Genomic DNA, 1,796 nt, shown 5'->3' on the forward strand with positions numbered 1-1,796 from the left:
GGAGAAAGCGACGCAGGCGTACTTTTAGTACGCTGAGGAGCTTTTAACGAAGCCAACAAAGTTAGACTATTGAATGCAACTTGGTATTACTCTTCTATATAAACCGGCGTACTGGATAGTGTAATACTTACTGATGAGTTATCCACGTTTAAGGTAGTTGATTCAAGGGTTATTGAGGAGTTGTCGGCAGGTACAGATGTTGTCACTTTTACCGTGGAGGCACTTGTGTTGTCCAACATGAAGGACACTGTGCTGTTGTCCTGAGCAGACCATAAAACATATACTGCTTTGTTGTCAACTATGAATTTGTATGCAAAGTAGTTTGCATCATCATGGAGATATGCAGTTGTTACAGAACTAAAATAATCCAGTTTATTAATCAGTCCTCTGAGAGCATAAAATGCCTGTCTTTTGCGCAATCCGTCGGGACTGACCAAACCATCATGTTCCATTATATAGTATGTATAGAAGATTTTGCCGGTGCCGTTGTTAAAAGCCTTCACATAAGATCTTACCAGTTTCTTTGCCTGGCAATCCTCATCACTACATGAGTTTATTGTATTATTAAAGACTCTGAATTCAGTCATCCACGATTTCGATATTCCATAATTATTAAAGAAAGTACTCCAAACTTTTGCACCGGCGTCTCCCAGATTATCATATGCAGGATCATAATGCCAACTACCTATATTTATATTTGAGGCGTTGATTGACATGATAAAATCCCAGTAGGTCGTAATACTTGATATAGTTGTGGTACCACCGTTTAAAATCTGTGCTTCAGGGTCCGTTTCCTTAATAGCCATTGCTGTGGCTGAAAACAAGTCACTGTAATCAGTCTGGTTACCCCTGAAAAACACCATTGGTTGAACGCCGGTCTTATCAGATTGATAAGCAGTTTCCGGTTCATTTAATATTTCCCAATATTTAATCGGTTTTGTTAAACCGGGCATATCATTTTTGCCGTCTCCGTTATATCTGTCAACGAGCTCTCTGATAAACTTTATGTATGAGGTCATGTCGAGAGGTTTACAGCGCATTAGAGGTACGTCAAGTCCCCATCTGGAGCCTAAACACTTTATTGCATCGTATGAGTTTTGGTCCCACGAGGCGAAGGGCCATATTGTGGCCACTATGTTAATGTCACGCTCCTGTGTTCTTCTGACATAGTCATCCGGTATTGTAAAGTCATATACTCCCTGTACTCTTTCAATCGTCTCCCAAACAAACGGCCCGGGATGAGGTCTGTCATATTTAATGCCAAGCTCTGAAAATGGTTCAAAATAAGCTAAATTAGTTAGACTGTAGTACCATGATTTCTCACCTTCCTCTGTACCTACCAGCCCATAATAGTTACCTAGAAAGCCAAAATGGGAATCCGAGGTAAGTTGTTTAGTGGAGGTTGCAGTGCCAACTGAAGTACTACTACCACCACCGGAAACGCTGCCACCGGAAGCAGATGTTTCACTAACACTGCCACTGGAAGCAGATGTTTCGCTAACACTGTCTGTACTTGTCTTTGTGCCGCAACTTAGTAAAGTAAAAAGAATAAATATTGCAAACCCGGTATGACAAAAAAAACGATACCTTATTGCGGAGAAAAATGCGATAGTAGTACTTAGCCTACAAAAGTTTATAAATGTCATACTAATATAGTATAAACTAAAAATATTTTTTTGTCAATTCTTAATTAGGTACCCGAAATTCGATATAGAGGAGAGCAAACCGAGTAAAGGAGTTGAAATAAAAGGAGATAATAAGAAGTAAGAAATTAGCGGAGAGGTTAAGCAAAAAAA

The 1,796-nt window shown here is 39.5% G+C and carries 1 protein-coding gene; it reads right to left on the bottom strand.

The annotated features are described in order from the left end of the window. Nucleotides 1–86: 86 nt before the first annotated feature. Nucleotides 87–1,646 carry a glycoside hydrolase family 44 protein gene (locus tag H7844_08970; GenBank protein ID MEO5357417.1) on the bottom strand — a complete coding sequence of 520 codons (1,560 nt, stop codon included), beginning with the start codon at nucleotides 1,644–1,646 and terminating at the stop codon, nucleotides 87–89. Between the last annotated feature and the right edge of the window lie 150 nt (nucleotides 1,647–1,796).

It is taken from the genome of Nitrospirae bacterium YQR-1 (assembly GCA_039908095.1).
Lineage (GTDB): Bacteria > Nitrospirota > Thermodesulfovibrionia > Thermodesulfovibrionales > Magnetobacteriaceae > Magnetomonas.

What these genes read in the sequence shown, in the direction of transcription:
- H7844_08970 (MEO5357417.1), bottom strand. Translation starts at nt 1,646, where the DNA reads ATGACATTTATAAACTTTTGTAGGCTAAGTACTACTATCGCATTTTTC.